Raw genomic sequence first — 20590 nt, 5'->3', positions numbered from 1 at the left:
TAGGTCATAATTAATCAAATTGGTCCTGTTATTTTTGTTACATTTGCATTTTTGTAAATACACACGAAATTTTTTTAAATCTTATCCGTTTTAAATAAACAGCATACTTTTTGTTTATGCTAAATGCTTGAAGAAATACCTAATGTTAATTAATAACTCTAAATACCACTATCTCTACCTTTTTCTTTTATTTTCCGGTATTGTATGCGCACAAAATGCTGCAAGTGGCAAAATTGTTGATGCCAAAACCAATAAAGAAGTTACCGGGGTGGATGTATTTATCAATGATAGTAATCAACCTTTTTTAACAACAACTACGGGAGCCTTCAGCGTTCAATCAGACAGTATTATTTACAAATTAAAATTCTTAAGAAAAAGCTATGCCTTGCAAAGTATAGACGTTACTCCAGATAATGCCAATAATATCTTCGTAAAGCTTTCCAAAGAAAAGGTGGAAAACATTGAAGAAGTTGTGATCCATAACGAGAAAACAAAATATAAAAACAAGAAGGAAAATCCCGCTTATGCAATTATGCAGGAAGTATGGAAAAGAAAAAGAAATAATGGTCTAAGTAAATTCGATACCTACACTTATAAGGAATACGAAAAAATACAGTTTGACGCTAATAATCTGGACAGCGCCTTTATGAAGAGAAAGATCTTCAACAAGCTGGATTTTATCTTTGATTATGCCGACTCAACGGCAAGTGGAAAAATGGCTCTGCCCATCTTCCTGAATGAATCAATTTATGAAAATTACGGAGAAAATAAGCCCGGCAAGAAAACCAAAAAGCTTTTAATAGCTCAAAAAACATCTGGTTTTCAGGATAATCAAATTGTAACTTTAACGGCAAAAAATCTCTACAGGGACATCAATATCTATGACAATACCCTGAATTATTTTGATATTGGTTTTCCAAGTCCTGTAGGAACTGATGGTTTTAGTACGTATGACTATAATCTGATCGATACGATTGCTATACATGGTGAGAATGCTTATAAAATCAGGTATCAGCCTAAAAGAACAGAAATTTTAGCATTTCAGGGCTATCTTTATATTGATACCGACACTTATGCAGTTTTAGGAGCGACGTTAAAATCAACACAAAAAATGAATGTAAATTTCGTCAATGGGATTTCCACAGAGCTGGAATACGACAACCCCGACGAAAATACTTTCCTGCCTAGAAAATTTGTAACCGTAGTAGAGCTGACCCCTTTCTCAAAAAAGAAAACATCTAAAAGTATCATCGCTAAAAGAACTGTAGACTATTCGGAATATGAGTTTAACAAGCCACTTGCTCCATCGGTTTTCACCCGAAAGGAGGAAGAGTATGACAATAAATTTGTAGATAAGGATGATACTTACTGGGCTAAAGCGAGACCTGATACGCTATCCAAATCTGAACAGGGAGTCTATGATATGCTTGATAAGCTTCAGAAGGTCCCGAAATTCAACCGGATTGTAAAGTTATATGAAACCCTTGGATCAGGATACTACAACATAACAAAGGGAATAGATTTGGGTCCCATTTTTTCAGTTTATGGAGTAAACGAAGTAGAGGGAGACAGAATAAGACTGGGAGCGAGAAGTTATTTTTCCATGAACGATCCTTGGAGAATCCAGTTTTATACAGCATATGGATTTAAAGATCAGCAGTTCAAATATGGTGTTGAAGCAAAATATATGTTTAATAAAGTCAACCGGTTTATGATCGGAGCTGGCACCAGAAGAGATGTTATGCAGCTCGGTGTTCAGCTAACAACTGATGACGGAATCATGTCTCGTACATTTGCCTCGTCTACAGTCTTCGCAAGGGGAGATAATGCCTCTTTAAGCTCCCTGAATCAAACTAATGTATTTGCTTCTATTGAGCCATGGAAGAACTTTCAAATACGGGTAGATGGAACTATGCAAAGCATCAAATCAGCAAATCCTGACGGCTTCAACCTTATGTATTACAGAAACGGAGAATTAAGAAAAACCGTTAATGATTCCCATGTAACCCTTAGCTTAATAGCAAGACCTGGTGCTAAATTTTCACAAACCGGAGTTGACAGACACGAACATGGAACCTTGGCTCCTACTATTGTTTTAAAGTACACAAGAGGACTGGAAGGCCTGTTTAATGCTGATTTCAATTATAATAAACTACAATTCTTATTTTACAAACCGGTATTAATCGGAAGCTGGGGAAAAACACTAATCAATTTTGAAGCAGGAAAAAACTTCAATACAGTTCCGCTAGCCTTACAAAATATAATTCCCGGAAACCAATCTTATAGTTTGGTAGGAAATACATTTGCACAACTTAATTATTATGAGTTCGTTGCAGATACATATACGACGCTGCATCTGGAACATCATTTCAATGGTAAAATCCTTTCCTATATTCCACTAATCAAGAAACTCAAATTAAGAGAAATAGCATTTATCAGAAGTGCATACGGAACACTGAGCGATGCATCTAAAAAGATTAACGTTGAAGGTTTTAAGTATTCCGCTCCTAGTGATCATATTTATTATGAATACGGTTTCGGAATTGAAAATATTGGATTTGGAAACCTGAGGATCTTCAGGGTAGATTTCAACTGGAGAGGCAACTACCTCAACAGGCCTGACATTTCTACATTTGGTGTAAAAGCAGGATTCCAGGTAGGCTTTTAAAATACTTTAGAAAGACAAATAATTTCCATCTGATCAGCAAGTAAAACATTCAAGAATATCGCATTATTCCGTTATCAAAATAGATTAAAGGCAATATAGGCTACTACAGCTAAGCCGGTTTAGAACAGCCAGAAACACTAGAGGAGATCATTACAGCTCAAGATCAGCAACATCATTTTTTTCAGATCCTTTTATGTAGGCTTTCCCGGATTTTCAAGACAAAATTAGGATATTGAAAAAATTCCAGACCATTTAAATATAAAAAAGCCTCAACAATGTTGAGGCTTTTATTTTATAGAACGCTTAGATTAAGCGTTTGGTTCTACAGATACAAAAGATCTGTTATTTGCTTTCTTTCTGAAAACTACTTTACCGTCTACTAATGCAAACAAAGTATGGTCTTTACCCATTCCCACGTTTTCACCTGGGTGGTGTTGAGTACCTCTCTGTCTGATAATAATATTACCGGCAATAGCTTCTTGTCCACCGAAAATCTTTACACCTAATCTTTTAGAGTGAGATTCTCTACCGTTTTTGGAACTACCGACTCCTTTCTTGTGTGCCATTTTATTTGTAGATTATTATTATTTATTAAGAGCTTTAAATTGATCAATGTTCTTAACGATAGCAGCATCTACTTCTTCGTGAGTAAGAACTTTTTTCTCTAATTCAACTTTAACAGCTTTTCCTAAAGTAATTAAAGTTTCTCTGTTTTCTTTAGACTGAGACAAGTTGTGTTTCTTTAAGTGATAGTTCAACTCATGATCTTCACCAAAGTTAACAGTTGCGTTGTCTGAAAGAACTTCAGCCTTTACTGTTTCTTTTTTAGCTGCTTTCTTTGAACCACCTTCAAATCCAGTGATTCCTGTAATTTGAATTTGAGTTAAAGATTGTCTGTGACCGTTTTTCACTTCATAACCTTTTCTTCTTTTCTTTTTGAAAACGATTACTTTATCAGCTTTAACATGGTCTAAGATCTCTGCTTCTACAGTGATCCCGCTTACAGCTGGGGCGCCTACAGTGATTGTACCGTTTACAGTAAGAAGAACTTTATCGAAAGAAACTTTTCCTCCTTTATCTCCTTTTAAACGGTGTACAAACAACTTCTGGTCTTGCTCAACTTTGTATTGAAGCCCTGCTATTTCTACAATTGCAAACATTGTTTATAAATTTTTAGTTATTTCGAGGTGCAAATATACAAATTATTTTATAAACAGCTTACAATCAAAACAATATTTTTCAAAACAAATGCTTTTTCACCAACGAAGGAATAATTTTAACTATTTATATATTAATTATCTAAAAAATAATTTATACCTTCGTTTTCACCAAAAAAATATTTTATGAAAAGAAACTTTAAATTCTGCTTTTTAGCAGGAGCTATTGCTGTATTATCTTTATCAGCATGTAACGACGACAAAATGGAAGACAACGTCTTACCAAATTCATCCACCGAAAATGCTAAAATTGAACAACCCGGAGACCTTCAGAGAAGCTGCTCTTATGTTGATCAAAACTGGAGTTCTACAGCAGTCCTTTTAACCGGCTTACAAACGAGCGCCGACACCAACTTCATGAACGGGCAAATGACAAAAATTGCCAGTATGTGGGGAAGAAGTAACCCAACATTGCGATTTGTAAACGATCCTTCCAATTTCAACTCCACCTATAATGCTATTTCCTACTCTACAGGAAAAATCTATTATGGTTATGCGATCTACGCTGATGCAAAAAATAAAGGCGGAGATATCGTGAATGCTATGATCCTGGCACATGAATATGGCCACCAACTACAATATGCGTTTAACCTGCCTTCTGTAAATGAATCTACAGCAAGACCTAATGAGCTTGAAGCCGATGGTTTTGCAGGGTATTATTTAAGAAGACCGAACGGGTATAACAAAACTCAATTCTCTGAAATTGCAGCAGCCTATGAATTTGCACAAAGCATCGGAGATTATCAGACCTCAAGTTATAACCATCACGGAACTCCTCCTCAAAGAAGATCTGCTGTTCGTTTAGGCTTCCTGCTTGGACAGTACAGTTTATCTGCGGCTGATTTCGACTATAACTTCTTTTATTACTATCAAGGAGTCCTTAACGGAACCTATAAAATGGGGAAAAATTCAAGAAATCCTGAAATTGACGCTTATATGAGCCAATATATGGACGAGTTAAGAAAAATCCAAACCGGAGAAATTTCTGCTGAAGAGTTTAGAAAACTTTAAACATTCATTATTAACATATTTAGGAAAGGAGGTAAAGTTCGCTTTACCTCTTTTTTATTTTTAAAATTATTTCCAAACTTTATCTATTTTTGAACTTTATCAATTACCATAATGAACAGGGATCTCTACATTGATTTTGCAAAAGGATTAGCAACGCTTTCCATTATATTCATCCACACAGCATTCTGGTCGGGACAGTTTTATATCCCGGCGGAAGTCAGGGTCTTTTCTTTAGTATTTGATGTAGCTTTATTTTATGCATTAAGTGGAATTACATCCGGAGCCAATATTGAGAAAACGTTCTACCGCCTGCTCAAACTACAAATCACCTATATGATTTTTGTAACATTCCTGTTTTTCCTGGATTACTTTTTTAAAGTTTTCGGGTTAAGCTTTTTTTCTGTAGAATGGTTGCAAAACTTTTACTCTACATTCGGCTCAAAATACGCGACAACAAATATATCTACGGAACCTCAATGGCAAAATTTAGGGAACTGGTACCTCCATCAATACACCAATGCCGATACATTCCCCGTAGTAATGGGAAGCTTCTGGTATTTAAAAGTATACTTTATATTAGCTGTTTTCGGTGTATTGATTTTAAGATTCTTCTCTAAACATATTAATTGGTTTATAGGACTGTGTATTGCTTTGACACTAATATTTAATTTATTTCCGTGGTTTTATCCAACAGGCCAGGTGGGATATGTTGCTTTTTATCTTGCGGTTTTCTTAATTGCCAATAGAATGAAGGGAAAGAAAATCCCTTCCCGTATCATCCCCGCACTTTATGCAGCGGTTGGAATTCTGCTAATCTGGATGTTCTGGTATTATGGAAGCGAAATATTTTACAAGATCAATAAAAATAAGTTCCCTCCTAAAACTCCCTATATCATATGGACCCTGTTTTCACTGGTTACGTTATTTGTTTTTTATAACAGATTAAAGATCACAAAAGAAAATTTTATTACTTATATCGGAAAGAATGCAATATTCTTTTATTTTGCACAGGGAATAAGTTCTTCCCTTGTTTATTTTTTAGTCGTTCATTTCAAGCAAGATGTACCGTGGTGGATATTAATGATTTTAATCTATATCACGAATATTATCCTCGCAACAACGATTGCAGGATTTTTAATGAAAGTAGATCGTTTAGGGTGGAATATTTTAGAATTTTTACGAAGAAAGACCGCTTCTTAAATAACTGGAATAAAACAAGATTTGTTATTGTAATTTACTTTAAATTTACAGAAATTTTAAAACATGTTTAAGTTGAAACTTCCCACGGATCCAAGGTGGGCAAATATTGCAGAAGGAAACATTGAAGAAATTTTAACCGATCATGCCTGGTGCGAACAAAAAGCAGCTACAAACGCTATCGGATTGATTACGATGCTTCCGGAACACCCTGAAATTGTAACCGAACTTCTTGCTATTGCACAGGAAGAATTGGATCATTTCAATCAGGTTCATGAGATCATCAAGAGCAGGGGTTACAAGTTCGGAAGAGCAAGGAAAGATGATTATGTAAATGAATTGATGAAGTTCATTATCCAGGGCAGCAGAGAAGACCTTATCGTTGATAAAATGTTATTTGCCGCCATGATAGAAGCAAGAAGCTGCGAGAGATTTAAAGTCCTTACAGAAAATATCAAAGATGAAGGGCTTAAAAATTTTTACCGGGACTTAATGATTTCGGAGGCTAACCATTATACAACTTTCATTAGTTTTGCAAGACAGCTTGGAGATCCCGAAAAAGTAAACAAACGATGGGAGGAGTGGCTGGAATATGAAGCTAAAATTATTAAGTCATACGGCAATAAGGAAAGCATACATGGCTAAACAAAATTAGTAACTGAATACGTTGAAAAAACTGACTTTCGAAAATATCGCCAATTTTTTCCTGAAAAATTTCTTTCAGGGACTTGTTATTATCGGACCTATCGGGCTAACGATATTTGTCATATGGTATGTTGTCACGTCTATTGATAATATAATTCCATCTGTGGCAAAAGAAATACCGGGTTTGGTTTTTGTATCAACTATTTTAATCACCGCACTTTTGGGCTACCTGGGTAATAAATTCGTTGTGGGAAGATTTTTTTTCGACACAATGGACAGCCTGTTGGAAAGAACACCCGGGGTAAAACATATTTATACGCCAACTAAAGATGTAATGTCATCATTTGTTGGTGACAAGAAAAAATTTAATGATCCTGTATGGGTAAAAACCAATGAGCATCCTGAGATCTGGAGAATTGGTTTTTTAACCCAGAAAGAAATGGCAGATGTAGATAAACATAATTATGTTGCTGTTTATCTTCCTCACTCCTATGCTATTTCCGGATGGGTAATTGTTACGGAAGAAAAAAACATCAAACCTGTAGTGGGAATGTCTGCTGCTTCTGCAATGAAATTTGCAGTGAGTGGTGGTGTAGCCGGTTTCCACTCCGATGAAAATATATTTAAAGCTCCGGAGTAGCATTCTCCTGCTCCTTTAAATATATACTGATGAATTGAAATTATTTTCAAACAAATTTTCTTTACAAAACAATAAAATACTTAACTCATGAATTTACCGTACGCGGAACCTTTCCGCATTAAAATGATTGAAGAGATCCGTCAATCAACAAGAGAAGAAAGAGAGCAGTGGCTTAAAGAAGCCAATTACAACTTATTCAACTTAAAATCATCACAGGTTTTTATCGATTTACTAACCGATTCCGGAACCGGAGCCATGTCGGACAGACAGTGGGGAGCATTAATGACCGGTGACGAAAGCTATGCCGGTTCCCGTTCTTTCGACCAACTTCACAATACTGTAAAAAATATAACCGGATTCCAATATCTTTTGCCCACTCACCAGGGAAGAGCAGCTGAAAACGTGCTGTTTTCTGTTCTGGTAAAAGAAGGAGATGTAGTTCCCGGAAATTCCCATTTCGATACTACAAAAGGACATATTGAGTTTCGCAAAGCACATGCAGTAGACTGCACAATTGATGAAGCATTTGATATTAATGATCTACATCCGTTTAAGGGAAATATTAATCTTGAAAAGCTGGAAGAGATTTACAAAAGCTATCCAAAAGAAAAAATCCCTTTTTGTTTAATTACCATCACCTGTAATTCTTCAGGAGGTCAGCCGGTTTCTCTGGAAAATATGAAAGCAGTAAGAGAACTTTCCAATCACTACGGAATTCCTGTTTTTTTCGACTCTGCAAGATTTGCTGAAAACGCTTATTTCATTAAAAAAAGAGAAAAAGGCCAGGAAAACAGAAGCATTAAAGAAATCTGCAAAGAGACCTTCTCATATGGTGATGGAATGACCATGAGCTCCAAAAAAGATGGATTGGTAAACATCGGTGGTTTCATCGCATTGAATAACGAGGAGGTTTTCAGAAAGGCTTCCAATTTTACAATTATCTATGAAGGCTTCATAACCTACGGAGGTATGGCCGGAAGAGATATGGCAGCATTAGCCGTTGGACTGGATGAAGCTACGGAATTTGCTTATCTGGAAAGCAGGATCTCCCAGGTTGAATATCTTGGAAATAAGCTGATTGAATACGGAATTCCTGTGCAAAAGCCTATCGGAGGACATGCCGTTTTTATTGATTCTTTAAATTTCCTTCCAAAAGTATCAAGGGAAGAATATCCGGCACAGACTTTAGGTCTTGAAATCTACAAAGAAGCTGGCATCCGAACGGTTGAAATCGGCACCTTGCTAGCAGACAGAGATCCGGAGACAAGACAAAACCGTTATCCGAAATTGGAGCTGGTTCGATTAGCAATTCCTAGGAGAACCTATACGAATAATCATATGGATTATATTGCTGCAGCGATTAAAAACGTTTATGAACGCCGTGATGAAATCGCAAAAGGGTATAAGATAACATGGGAGCCAGATCTTTTGAGACATTTTACTGTTCAATTAGAAAAAGCATAAAAATTAAAACCGGAGTAATTCCGGTTTTTTCATTTTATATACACATACGAGAATAAATTGTTAAAAAAAATCGCAATAAGGAAAAATACACAACATATCATTTATGTATTTTACTATTTTAACTAATTTTTACTATTTGATTGAAAATTTTCATATAATTATGCATCGCATCCATTTTTCGTAACACTTTTCAAATAATAGTGATTTTTTCTGATGATTTAAAAACAAAAATCAATACTTTTGATTGAATTACCAATCTCAGAAACTCAATATATATGAAAATTAAATATCTAATCGCTTTATTTCTGGGCAGCACTGCGGCTTTATATTCGCAGCAAATCAATGACACCATTTCTAAAGAAGCAAAAATTGAAGAAGTAGCTATTACGGGGAGCCGAAACAAAAAAAGAACAGTAATAGACACTCCTGTTCCCATCGATGTTATTGACATCAAACAGGTAAGTCAATCTACAGGGCAAGTTGAAGTGAACCAGCTCCTGCAGTTTTCGGCACCTTCATTTAATTCCAATAAACAATCGGGGTCAGATGGTGCAGATGCTGTCGATCCAGCCACTCTCAGAGGATTGGGACCAGACCAGACTTTACTTTTATTAAACGGCAAAAGATACCATCAGTCTTCACTGATCAACCTTTTCGGAACCAAGGGAAGAGGAAACACCGGATATGACATGAACACCATTCCGATCGGAGCTATTAAAAGGATTGAAGTCCTTCGCGATGGAGCTTCCGCTCAATACGGTTCCGATGCTATTGCAGGCGTTATCAACGTCATCTTAAATGACCGAGATAAAGGCTTTGAAGGAAATGCATTTTACGGGATGAACCTTTTTAAAAGTCCCGGAGATAAAGATGTTGTATCAGATCATAAAATTGACGGGCTTACTTTTGATTTTAACGGGAATCTCGGAACAAAAATAGGAACAAAAGGAGGTTTTGGAAATTTCACAGCTGAGTTTATTAATAAAGAGTATGCTATCCGAAATGCCAATCCAGCAATATACGAAGCTCCAAGACAACGTTTTGGAGATGCGAAATCACAAAATGTATATTTCTTTGGTAATGTTCAACTTCCTTTATCAGACAATCTCATTTTCTATTCACGCCAAGGTTTTTCAAATAGAAATACCCATGCTTACGCATGGACAAGAGGAGCCAATGATGATAAGAATATCCCTGAAATTTATCCGAATGGATTTAATCCGATCGAAAATACCAAAATAACGGACTTCACTTTTGATAATGGATTAAAATTTAAAGTTCTGGATTGGGATGTAGACTTCTATAATGCTTTTGGGAGTAATCGGTTTACTTATGAAATCGATAATACCTTAAATGCAACACTAGGGATAAAGTCTCCCACAAGCTTTAATGCAGGAGGGCACTCTCTACTACAAAACACTACGGGATTTAATGCTACAAAACAGTTTGGGGTATTAGAAGGATTAAATGTAGCCTTTGGATCAGAGTTTAGATATGAGCAATTTCAAATCATAAAAGGAGAAGAAGCCTCATATGCCGCCTATGACATTAATGGGAATATCGTAACAAATGATACTCCGAAAAACCTATTGGTAACTGTACCGGGATCAGACCCGGTCCGATATAGACCAGGTGGGTCGCAAGGTTTTCCTGGCTATGCACTTGATTTGAATAAAAACAGGAATAATTTTGCAGCCTATATTGATACCGAACTTGATATCACAAAAAAATGGATGGTTAGTGTTGCAGGAAGATTTGAAAATTACAGTGATTTTGGAAGTACAATTAACGGAAAGTTCGCTACCAGATATGCCGTAACTCCTCAATTTGCACTTCGAGGTTCAGTTTCAACAGGATTCAGAGCACCTTCATTGGCTCAAAAATATTATGATTTACAATTCACGAATTTTCAGGGCAACCAATTAGTCACCATACAATTGGCGCCAAACAACAGTGACATAGCTACTTTAACAGGAATTCCTCCGTTGAAACAAGAAACATCATTAAACGGAAGCGTTGGTTTTACTTTCAATACAGGGAAATTCACAGCAACTGTTGACGGATATTATATTAAAGTGAAAAACAGAATTGTACTGACAGGTAATTTCCCTCGAATTGATTTACCAATAGAGGTTCAAGAAAAATATCCATTTATTGATCAGGCACAATTTTTTTCCAATGCTATAGATACCAGAACAAAAGGTGTGGATATCATATTAAGCTATAACGAAACGATTGGAAGCGGAAGGCTTACTGCAACTTTAGCAGGAAATTACAATGAAATGGAGATTACCTCTGTAAACACCTCTGATAAACTTAAGGGTAAAGAAGACACATACCTGAGCGCTCGCGAACGTGCCTTTATTTTATCATCAGCTCCAAAAACAAAGGTCAACCTAAACTTAAATTATAAAATCTCAAAGTTTAATGCCAATGTTCAATTAGTAAGATTTCATCAACTCACGTTAATTGGCTACAATGGCCCTGATGATTATCAGACCTACAACGCTAAAGTAACCACTGATCTATCTTTCGGGTATGATTTTTCAAAAAATATTAGTTTAACTATTGGAAGTAAGAATTTATTCAACAGATATCCAACTTTACAAAGAGAGGCTGTTTCTGCAGGAAATACAGAATCCGGTGGTATTTTCGATCCTGTTCAGATGGGCTTTTCCGGAAGACAGGCTTTTGCAAGATTTAATTTCAGATTTTAAATAAAAAAGGCTCCGATAAATCCGGAGCCTTTTTTTATTTCTTAGAAATTTTATATAATTTCCCACTGTCGGTAACGGCATAGATGTTTCCGTCTATTCCATCCAACACATCCCTGAATCTTTCTTTCTGATCAGCAAGCAAACGTTCTTCTCCAACCACTTTATTATCTTTCATCACAATCCGGTTGATGTGTTCACCACTTAAGCAGCCAATAAACAAATTACCTTTCCACTCATCTATATTTCCTGTATAAAAAGTAACACCACTTGGAGAGATTACCGGATCCCAGTAATAAACAGGTTGCTCCGTACCCTCTCTCTGGGTAATTCCCTCTCCCACTTTCGCTCCGGAGTATTCAATACCATAGGTTACGTCACCCCATCCATAATTTTTACCCGCTTGAATTAAGTTGATTTCATCACCTCCTCTTGGACCCATTTCCACATCCCATAAGGACCCGTTGGGATCTATTGCCAAGCCTTGCGGATTTCTTATACCATAGGCATAAATCTCAGGTTTAAATCCGGCCTTTCCGATGAATGGATTTCCCGGAGCTGGTTTTCCTTCTTTTGTTATTTTAAGGATTTTACCTAAATAGTTATCCGTTTTCTGGGCATACACCCTGGTTTCTTTATCTGATCTTTCTCCGGTACTTACAAACAAATTCCCATCTTTATCAAAGGCCAATCGGCTTCCGTAATGTTTATCTCCGTCATATGATGGTTCAGCACGGAAAATGACTTTTACATCTGATATCATTTTTAAATCTCCCGAAAGTTTACCTTTTGCTACAGAGGTCAGATTACCCTTCCCAAAGGGTTCAGAAAAACTAAAGTAAATAATACTGTTATTTTTAAAATCTGGATCCAGTGCAACATCCAGCATTCCTCCCTGTCCTTTTGCATCAACTTTAGGAAATCCTGATATCTTAGAAATCTGCTTCCCATCTTTAGAAACAACATTCATAAACCCGGATTTTTCGGTGATCAAAAATCTCCCGTCTGGTAAATTAATAATTCCCCAAGGTCTGCCCAGATCTTTATTTAAAACCTCAACATTGTAGGGTGTAGATGTCTTTACAGCCTTAATTCTGGTTTGTCCTGCAAAGGCAGGTTTATAGTCTGAATTAGGCTTTTCTGTTTCCACACTTCCATCACTGCTGACCTTTTGAGCATTGACGTTATTTTTCTTGCATGAAGATAAAACTAAAAAAAGACTAATGATTGGTACATAAAACTTATTGAATTTCATAGCATTGTGATTATTGGTTAAAAAAAACAATGGAAAAATAGTGCCATAAAATTTGTTGATTTAAAATTTTATTCTACATTTGTAGAACAACATTTCAAATTGTAGAATATGAAAGAAATAAAATTAACAGATTCGGAAAAAGTTCTCATGGAGATCATCTGGGATAAACAGAAAGTATTCATGAAAGATATTCTGGATCTTTACCCGGAACCCAAACCTGCATCCACTACAGTAGCTACATTGCTTAAAAGAATGCAGAATAAAGATCTGATAGGATACACATTATATGGAAATTCCCGTGAATACTACCCAAAAGTAGCTAAAGGAGAATATTTCAGGGAAGAAATGACTTCCATGATTGACCGCTTTTTCAACAGCTCCGTGACCCAGTTTGCTTCATTTTTTACATCCAACACAAAACTAACCCAGAAGCAATTGATTGAACTTCGCGAAATAATTGATCAGAAAATAAAAGAATAAAGATGCTTTATATTTTTTTTAAAATTGTTTTGTGTTCTTCACTTTTTATTGGAGTGTACCATTTGTTATTGGAAAAAGAAAAAATGCACCACTTTAACAGGTTCTTTCTGCTTTTTTCCCTCGCATTTGCCTATACGGTTCCTTTTATCTCAATCACAGCAAAAGGTCCCGTTACAACAGAAAGTCCACAACTAATTTTTGAAGAAACCACTCAACAGATATTAAGCCTTCCGGCTAAGGAAGAAGCTTTTGAATGGACCAATATTCTTTGGATTATATATGGAGCTATTACTTTAATGCTTTTAGTAAAGGCATTCCTCTCAATTTTAAAAATCCGGAATATAAAAGGAAAAGTAAGATATCAGGAAGGGTATAAAATAATCATCTCTGAGAATAACCTCTCCCCATTCACCTTTGGAAAAACTATTTACCTGGGGAAAAATTATCTTATTAACGACCAAATTGATCCAAGGATATTCTTACATGAAAAAAGCCATCTGGATCAAAAGCATAGCTGGGATCTATTCCTGATCGAATTTTTAAAGGTAATAACATGGTTTAATCCTGCCCTCTTTTTCTACAGAAGAGCAATGATCACCAATCATGAATTCTTAGCTGATGACCGCGTATTGAAAAACAATTTCAATATCAAAGATTATCAAAATCTGATACTCGATGAAATAATTGATTCTCAAAAATTTGATTTCACACACTCATTTAATTTCAACAACACCAAAAAACGATTTATTATGATGAACACTAAAAAAACCAAATTCGCAGGCTTAAAAAAAGCCATTACCATCCCTTTACTCATAACAGCTTTTGCCTTATTTGTCCAAAAGACCTATGCCAGCAATTACGTTTCAGGTAACGGTACACCCATGGAAGAATATGCAGTAGAATCCTTCAGTACTTTACAAGAAATATCTTCTAAGCAGAGTAGGAAAGATCACCAAAGTATTACTGACACCATTCGCCCCACAAAAAAAGCGAATGTAAAAAAGGCAAAAATCAATAAAAATAGCGCACCTCCTCCTCCATCTCCTCCTCGTGTAGAAAAAAATGGATCTAAGAAAGCAAACATGAGTGGAGATCAGAACATCCCACCACCTCCGCCTCCGGCGAGCACTTCTTTTATCCAGGCAGAATTCCCTCAGGGAATTAATGAATTCCGAAACAAGGTGGCAAAAAATTTTAACGGTAGTGTATTTAAAGGAGATGAAGGCCGGCTCCAATCTAATGTATTCATTTCAATAAATGCTGAAGGGACAGTAGAAAAAGTAGTGGCAGATGGAAAAAACAAACTTTTTAATGACGAGAGCGTAAGAGCCATTAAAGCCTCTACAGAAAATATCAACTGGAAACCCGCACTGGCAGATGGCAAACCCGCACCAACGGTTTTTAAGCTGCCATTAGCTATGATATTTGAAAATAAGAAAAAATGATAATAATTATGAGAGTCCTGAAAAGGACTCTTTTTTTTTATAAATTTGATGTATGAATTTTAATCTTCATTCAGAATATAAACCTACCGGCGATCAGCCTCAAGCCATTGAAAAGCTTACCGAAGGCATTGAAATCGGCGAGAAATATCAAACCTTATTAGGGGTTACAGGATCCGGAAAAACATTTACCATTGCTAATGTCGTGAATAACGTTCAGCGGCCAACTTTAGTTTTAGCTCATAATAAAACTTTAGCAGCTCAGCTATTCATGGAATTTAAAGAGTTTTTTCCTGAAAATGCGGTAGAATATTTTGTGAGTTATTACGACTATTATCAGCCCGAAGCTTATATTGCCACTACCGGAACTTATATAGAAAAGGACCTCAGCATTAATGAGGAAGTAGAAAAACTACGTCTTTCCGCAACGGCAAGCTTATTATCCGGAAGAAGAGACGTTCTCATTGTAGCTTCAGTTTCGTGCATTTACGGTATCGGGAATCCAACTGAATTTCATAAATCACTGATCTCTATCGGAATCGGTGAGAAAGTGACCCGAACAGCTCTTCTTCATTCTTTGGTAAGTGCTCTTTACGCAAGAACCCTGAACGAATTCCAAAGAGGGACCTTTAGGGTAAAAGGAGATGTAATAGATGTTTTTCCTGCTTATGCTGATGATGCGATAAGAATCCAGTTTTTTGGAGACGAGATTGAAAAAATCCAAAGTTTTGATCCTGTTACCGGAAATGTAACTTCCAATTTTGAACAAATCCAGATTTATCCGGCCAACCTATTTGTAACTTCAAAGGAGACCTTAAACGGAGCGATAAGAAACATTCAGGATGATATGGTCAAACAGGTAGACTTCTTCAACTCAATTGAAAAACCTTTGGAGGCAAAAAGGCTACAGGAAAGAACAGAACTTGATCTTGAAATGATTAAGGAACTTGGCTACTGCTCAGGAATAGAAAACTATTCAAGATACCTGGATGGTAGATTACCCGGCTCCCGGCCTTTCTGCCTGATTGATTATTTTCCAAAGGATTTTCTGATGGTCATTGATGAAAGTCACGTTACTGTTCCTCAGGTTCACGCAATGTATGGCGGAGACAGAAGCAGAAAAGAAGCCCTGGTAGAATATGGCTTCAGACTGCCGGCAGCAATGGATAACAGGCCCTTGAAATTCGAAGAATTTGAAAGCATGCAGAACCAGGTGATCTATGTGTCTGCTACGCCTGCAGATTACGAACTTGAAAAAACGGGAGGAGCTTATATTGAACAAATTATCCGTCCTACCGGGCTTTTAGATCCTGTTATAGAAGTGAGACCTTCACTTAACCAGATCGATGATCTGATGGAAGAAATTCACAAGCGCGCTGCAGCAGACGAAAGAGTACTGGTGACTACATTAACCAAAAAAATGGCTGAAGAGCTGACCAAGTATTTTACAAAATTTGGAATCAGAACGCGATATATCCACTCAGACGTTGAAACATTGGAGCGAATCCAGATTATGCAGGACCTTCGATTGGGAGTTTTCGATGTTTTAATTGGTGTTAACCTTTTAAGGGAAGGATTGGATTTACCTGAAGTTTCACTCGTAGCCATATTGGATGCAGACAAAGAAGGAATGCTAAGAAGCAGAAGATCAATGATCCAGACGGTCGGAAGAGCCGCAAGGAATGTCCATGGTAAAGCAATCATGTATGCCGATAAAATCACGAAATCTATGCAGGCTACTTTAGATGAAACGGAATATCGCCGATCAAAGCAGATGAAGCACAACGAAGAAAATGGCCTGGTTCCGACTGCTTTAAATAAAAAAATCTCTGAAAATCTAGTAGGACGAAGCAAGGACTTCCCGGATGAAAAATATACTCACAAGGAAATTTTACAGAAAGTTGCTGAAACCAAAGCAAATTATGCAAGCGGAGATATTGAGAAAATAATTGAGCAAAAGCAGAAGGAAATGGAAGCTGCAGCAAAAAATCTTGATTTCATAAAAGCGGCTAAACTAAGAGATGAGATTGCAGGTTTGAAGAACTAATCGAGAACAACAATGGAAACAATCATCATTATTTGTGGAATTTATTCTTTATTACTTGGTGGGTTTCATTTATTTTTCTGGACGTTTTTTAATTGGAAAAAGGATTTGTCAAAACTTTCTCAGATTAACAAAGGAATAATGCAAATCTTAAATATCCAGATGATTTTTGTTTTCTTTGCCACAGGGTTAATATGTCTTTATTTTAATAAAGATATCTTAGAAACAAACTTTGGTAAATATTTTCTATTCGTGAATTCAGGATTTTGGGCTCTAAGAATAGTCAATCAGTTTCTTTTCTTAAGAATAAATGATTACAGGGTTCATTTATTAACTTTTGCTTTTTTTATTGGTTGTGTTCTCTTTCTAATCCCTGTAATTTATCAAACCAACTAAATAGTTAATGAGAATTCGCCTACACGATCATTAATGTGTAAACTCTTCAATGACTTCTTTTAAATCAGGATATTGTTGAAGTAATACACTTCTTTCTGCTAGTTCAAAATCTAAAAAATCAAATCCCGGAGCAACTGTACAGCTTACTAATGAATAGCCGGTACCATTTGATATTTTTGCTGCAAACCACAAACCTGCTTCTATTCTTACTTGTGGGACTTCCCCATTTTCTAAAGAATTCCCCAATAATATGGTATGCAATTCCCCATCTTTAATAAAAACAATTTCCAAAGGTTCACCCTGGTGGAAAAACCACAACTCATCAGACTTGATCCGGTGAAATGAGGACTTATTTTTATTTTCCAACATGTAATAAATAGCTGTACTTACGTTTCTTACACTCCCCTCTTTTAAGGTTAATGTTTGTTCACTCCTATATGTTTCTTTATAATATCCTCCTTCCGGATGTGGTTCCAACTTTAATGTTTCCACCATTTTTTTAGAATCCATACGTATAGTTTAAAATTTATAGGTCTTATTTTTAGGCGATCCGTATAATTGCCTGATCGGAGCGAGCAAATCCATCAGCCCATTCAGTTTTATTTCATAAATGGTTGAGAGCTGCATTCCCAATTTTCCTTTGGGCATCCCCTGCCTGTTAAACCACTCCAGGTAACTTACCGGTAAATCTGCAAGTATTGTCCCTTCATATTTTCCAAAAGGCATTTTTACAATACAAATTTCCTTTAGTATTTCCGAATTTATTCCTTCCACAATTATAATATTATAGTATTAAGTCCACATTGTCCACATCATCATCTTTATCCGGTAATTGCAGGTCGGGATGTGTTTCGTTATCTGAAAATTCATTCCTGTACACCTGAATAAGCAGAAGGGTAAGAGAAATCAGGATAGGCCCAAAAATAAGACCCATAAAGCCAAAAAGATTCATCCCCATAATAATTCCGAATACGGTGTTCAGCGGATGGATATCTTCCAGTTTTTTCAATAAAGTAAAACGAAGTAAATTATCTGTTAGGCCTACCACAACAAGACAGTACGCAGCCAATCCAAGGCCCGGTCCTGTATCTCCCACGGCTATCATATAAATACAAACAGGAATATAAACAATTGCAGCCCCTACAACAGGAATCATAGATCCCGCAGCAGTTAATGCAAAAAGAAGAACAGGGCTTGGTGCTCCGAATACGAAATAACCAATCAATGCAACCACCCCCTGGCCTATAGCCACAACAGGAATTCCTATTGCATTAGCTATGATGAGTTTTCTCATTTTCTCTCCTATCAAAGAGACATTAGCTCTTTTTAAAGGAGCCGATGAAGTAAGTATCTTTTCAAATAATCTGGGCTTTTCCAGAAGGAAATAAAGAATAAAATACATGGACATAATTACCGTAAGCGTATTAAATGTTCCGCTTAAGGCAATGGTAGAAACCTTTCCAACAGAGCCTTTTACTTTATCCATATTCTCCTTGCTCAGGATATCAAATCCAAATTTCTTATCAATATAAGTATGTATTTTCTCAAGAAACACATTGAATTTCGCCATATATGCCTGTGCATTCCCAAGCTTATCTATTAAAAGATCTGCAATAAAATAAATGGGTAAAATCAGAATAATGAGGCTTGCCAGCATCAGTACAAATGAAGCCAGCCAGGGTTTCCATTTTTTTACTTCCTGGAGATAAAAATTATATTTTCTGCAAACAACATAAATTGTAATAGCTCCTAATACGGATGGAATAAATAGCGCAAGATTAAAACAAATCAGCCCTGTCAATACCAAAATTATAGCCAACAGGAAAACCTGTTTTATTGCAACCCCGCTTATTTGTTTTTCTTTATTCATATATTATTTGAACATTATTTGCCTTGGTTTCCCCAGGAAAGCACAATAGGCTGAGTACATTACCACCATGATGAACGGAGCGGTAATAATAACTCCTATAAAGCAAAGTACAATACCTGCAAATGATATTAAAAACCCTACAATAGTAGTGCCAAGGAAAGTTCCGTAGTTTTCTTTTGCGATATTGAATGATTTCCCCAGAGCTTCTGTAGCTGAAGCATTTTCAAATAATAAAATAGGATACCCTAGCAACAGTAAAGGATAAACAAAGAAGAATGGGAAAAAGCATATAGAAATCGCTATACTGGATATAACGCCCGATATAAGACTGTATATCAATATATTCACGAAATTCTGGCGATATCCGATAAATAGATCCGAGAATTCTATTGCATTTTTTGTGTTGTATTTATTTACAATATAGATCAATCCCACATATAACGGAGCCAGAAGAATTCCCAGCAATCCTGATAAAGTAAGATATAAGGGAAATCCGGGTGCATTCCAATAACTAAAAGCGGAAATATCATCCCCTGCATTTTTCATCTCTTCCACCATGGAAGCAGAATTGAAGCCTGTTACAGACTGAATAATAAATCCCCCGATAAGATATACTATCATGGCAACTATAGCATAAAGAAATACCCCTTTATACATTTCAAAGGCATGAGAAATAATTGATCCGGTATCCCTGTTGGGAACAGAACCTTGCTGATCAAATTCGTCGAATCCAGACATGGCTTAATTTTTTTAATGTTTTACCAAATTTAATTTTTTTTGATAAAAAAAGCATTAAGCAATGCTAAAATTTAATTTTTTTCTGAAAAAACAGTCTTGTATAGTGAATATATAATTGCATTCCAAAAAGGAAATGTAAAAAGTCCTCCCACCAGAAACAGAGCAAATCCGGCATATTTAAAAATAAATGCTACGATAATACATACTGCAATTTCTACAAAGTACATTTTCAAAGCTTTAAAGTTCAATGTGATTGCTTCAAAAATTCTTTTATCAGCAAAAAACATAAGCGGAGCAACAAAAATGGTTACAAATACCCACGCAACACCCAGGATAATAGTTTGTGCAGTTAAAAGATAAATGAAAAACCAGAATAAAAAGTAACTGATATATTTAAAGAAATTTAGTCCGTTATATCCCGCAAACAGATCCCCCAACATTATTTTTTCATTAAGGTCCATTTTTCTGAAAATCTGGAAAAATCCAAGGTTCAGAGGATAAAGAAAAACAATGATCCCTAATATTCCATAACTGAATTTCTGATAGTTTTCGGTTGCACTCATCGCGGCCGCTTTTTCCATATAGACTTTGGTACCCAAACGAAGTGCTTCAGACAACTCCTGGCTCTGCTCCCATATTCCAAACCGGGAAGCGAAGAAAAACATTCCCGTAAAAAATATAGCAAAGTAAATAATGGAAAACATCAGTTGAAAAATCAGAGTTTTATTCCAATAGAAAAATGCCTGCTTCAGTATAAAATCAATTCCCGGTTTCTGCGGATATTTGTTCTGCATGTAAAAATATTTTGT

19 protein-coding genes are annotated in these 20590 nt (G+C 36.1%); 11 read left to right on the top strand and 8 right to left on the bottom strand.

All coding sequences use genetic code 11. The features are described 5' to 3' along the window. Window positions 1–142 precede the first annotated feature (142 nt). Window positions 143–2668, top strand: a complete 2526-nt coding sequence (locus AAEU33_RS05720; protein ID WP_345991334.1) for a DUF5686 family protein — start codon at window positions 143–145, stop codon at window positions 2666–2668. A 308-nt stretch (window positions 2669–2976) separates the two neighbouring features. Here the strand turns inward: AAEU33_RS05720 and rpmA are convergent, their stop codons facing one another. Continuing rightward, window positions 2977–3234 carry a 50S ribosomal protein L27 gene (gene rpmA / locus AAEU33_RS05715; RefSeq protein WP_007842221.1) on the bottom strand — a complete coding sequence of 86 codons (258 nt, stop codon included), beginning with the start codon at window positions 3232–3234 and terminating at the stop codon, window positions 2977–2979. An 18-nt stretch (window positions 3235–3252) separates the two neighbouring features. Beyond that, entirely contained in the window at window positions 3253–3828 is a 576-nt protein-coding gene (rplU, locus tag AAEU33_RS05710; RefSeq protein ID WP_172281428.1) for a 50S ribosomal protein L21, read from the bottom strand. A 183-nt stretch (window positions 3829–4011) separates the two neighbouring features. Between rplU and AAEU33_RS05705 the strand changes: the two genes are divergently transcribed. From AAEU33_RS05705 to AAEU33_RS05680, 6 genes are all read left to right on the top strand, one after another. Next, window positions 4012–4896, top strand: coding sequence for a metalloprotease (locus AAEU33_RS05705; RefSeq protein WP_172281430.1), 885 nt, complete (start codon window positions 4012–4014; stop codon window positions 4894–4896). Between the two features lie 111 nt (window positions 4897–5007). Further along, on the top strand, window positions 5008–6096 hold the full coding sequence (locus tag AAEU33_RS05700) for an acyltransferase family protein (RefSeq protein WP_345991332.1): 1089 nt from the start codon (window positions 5008–5010) through the stop codon (window positions 6094–6096). A 63-nt stretch (window positions 6097–6159) separates the two neighbouring features. Beyond that, complete coding sequence (locus tag AAEU33_RS05695) at window positions 6160–6738, top strand: tRNA-(ms[2]io[6]A)-hydroxylase (protein WP_345991330.1); 579 nt, start codon at window positions 6160–6162, stop codon at window positions 6736–6738. A 22-nt stretch (window positions 6739–6760) separates the two neighbouring features. Next, the gene (locus tag AAEU33_RS05690; protein WP_172281435.1) at window positions 6761–7378 is read left to right on the top strand and encodes a DUF502 domain-containing protein; all 618 of its coding nucleotides are present in this window, start codon (window positions 6761–6763) and stop codon (window positions 7376–7378) included. Window positions 7379–7465: 87 nt separating this feature from the next. Next, window positions 7466–8842 carry a tryptophanase gene (locus AAEU33_RS05685; RefSeq protein WP_345991329.1) on the top strand — a complete coding sequence of 459 codons (1377 nt, stop codon included), beginning with the start codon at window positions 7466–7468 and terminating at the stop codon, window positions 8840–8842. 275 nt (window positions 8843–9117) lie between these two features. Then, window positions 9118–11559, top strand: a complete 2442-nt coding sequence (locus AAEU33_RS05680) for a TonB-dependent receptor (RefSeq protein WP_345991327.1) — start codon at window positions 9118–9120, stop codon at window positions 11557–11559. A 34-nt stretch (window positions 11560–11593) separates the two neighbouring features. On the opposite strand, the gene AAEU33_RS05675 is transcribed toward AAEU33_RS05680, so the two are convergent. Beyond that, entirely contained in the window at window positions 11594–12811 is a 1218-nt protein-coding gene (locus AAEU33_RS05675) for a PQQ-dependent sugar dehydrogenase (protein ID WP_345991325.1), read from the bottom strand. 108 nt (window positions 12812–12919) lie between these two features. Here AAEU33_RS05675 and AAEU33_RS05670 point away from each other — a divergent pair, with 108 nt between their 5' ends. From AAEU33_RS05670 to AAEU33_RS05655, 4 genes are read left to right on the top strand one after another with little or no spacing between them, the layout of a single operon-like run. Beyond that, entirely contained in the window at window positions 12920–13291 is a 372-nt protein-coding gene (locus AAEU33_RS05670; RefSeq protein WP_172281443.1) for a BlaI/MecI/CopY family transcriptional regulator, read from the top strand. 2 nt (window positions 13292–13293) lie between these two features. Further along, window positions 13294–14736: a M56 family metallopeptidase gene (locus AAEU33_RS05665; RefSeq protein ID WP_345991323.1), complete on the top strand. Its 1443-nt coding sequence runs from the start codon at window positions 13294–13296 to the stop codon at window positions 14734–14736. Between the two features lie 52 nt (window positions 14737–14788). Then, a complete protein-coding gene (gene uvrB, locus AAEU33_RS05660) occupies window positions 14789–16780 on the top strand; it encodes an excinuclease ABC subunit UvrB (RefSeq protein ID WP_345991321.1) in 1992 nt (663 codons plus the stop codon). A gap of 12 nt (window positions 16781–16792) precedes the next feature. Beyond that, window positions 16793–17173: a hypothetical protein gene (locus AAEU33_RS05655; protein WP_345991319.1), complete on the top strand. Its 381-nt coding sequence runs from the start codon at window positions 16793–16795 to the stop codon at window positions 17171–17173. Between the two features lie 30 nt (window positions 17174–17203). Here the strand turns inward: AAEU33_RS05655 and AAEU33_RS05650 are convergent, their stop codons facing one another. The 5 genes from AAEU33_RS05650 to AAEU33_RS05630 form a co-directional block, all read right to left on the bottom strand. Next, window positions 17204–17683 carry a cupin domain-containing protein gene (locus AAEU33_RS05650; protein WP_345991317.1) on the bottom strand — a complete coding sequence of 160 codons (480 nt, stop codon included), beginning with the start codon at window positions 17681–17683 and terminating at the stop codon, window positions 17204–17206. Between the two features lie 9 nt (window positions 17684–17692). After that, on the bottom strand, window positions 17693–17938 hold the full coding sequence (locus AAEU33_RS05645; RefSeq protein ID WP_345992741.1) for a DUF3820 family protein: 246 nt from the start codon (window positions 17936–17938) through the stop codon (window positions 17693–17695). 19 nt (window positions 17939–17957) lie between these two features. Beyond that, a complete protein-coding gene (locus AAEU33_RS05640) occupies window positions 17958–19043 on the bottom strand; it encodes an AI-2E family transporter (protein ID WP_172281451.1) in 1086 nt (361 codons plus the stop codon). 3 nt (window positions 19044–19046) lie between these two features. After that, window positions 19047–19781, bottom strand: coding sequence for a beta-carotene 15,15'-monooxygenase (locus tag AAEU33_RS05635; protein WP_172281452.1), 735 nt, complete (start codon window positions 19779–19781; stop codon window positions 19047–19049). A gap of 71 nt (window positions 19782–19852) precedes the next feature. Continuing rightward, window positions 19853–20575, bottom strand: a complete 723-nt coding sequence (locus AAEU33_RS05630; protein ID WP_345991315.1) for a hypothetical protein — start codon at window positions 20573–20575, stop codon at window positions 19853–19855. Between the last annotated feature and the right edge of the window lie 15 nt (window positions 20576–20590).

Source organism: Chryseobacterium sp. Chry.R1, assembly GCF_039645525.1.
GTDB lineage: Bacteria > Bacteroidota > Bacteroidia > Flavobacteriales > Weeksellaceae > Chryseobacterium > Chryseobacterium proteolyticum.
This window is presented reverse-complemented; position numbering and strand designations above follow the sequence as displayed.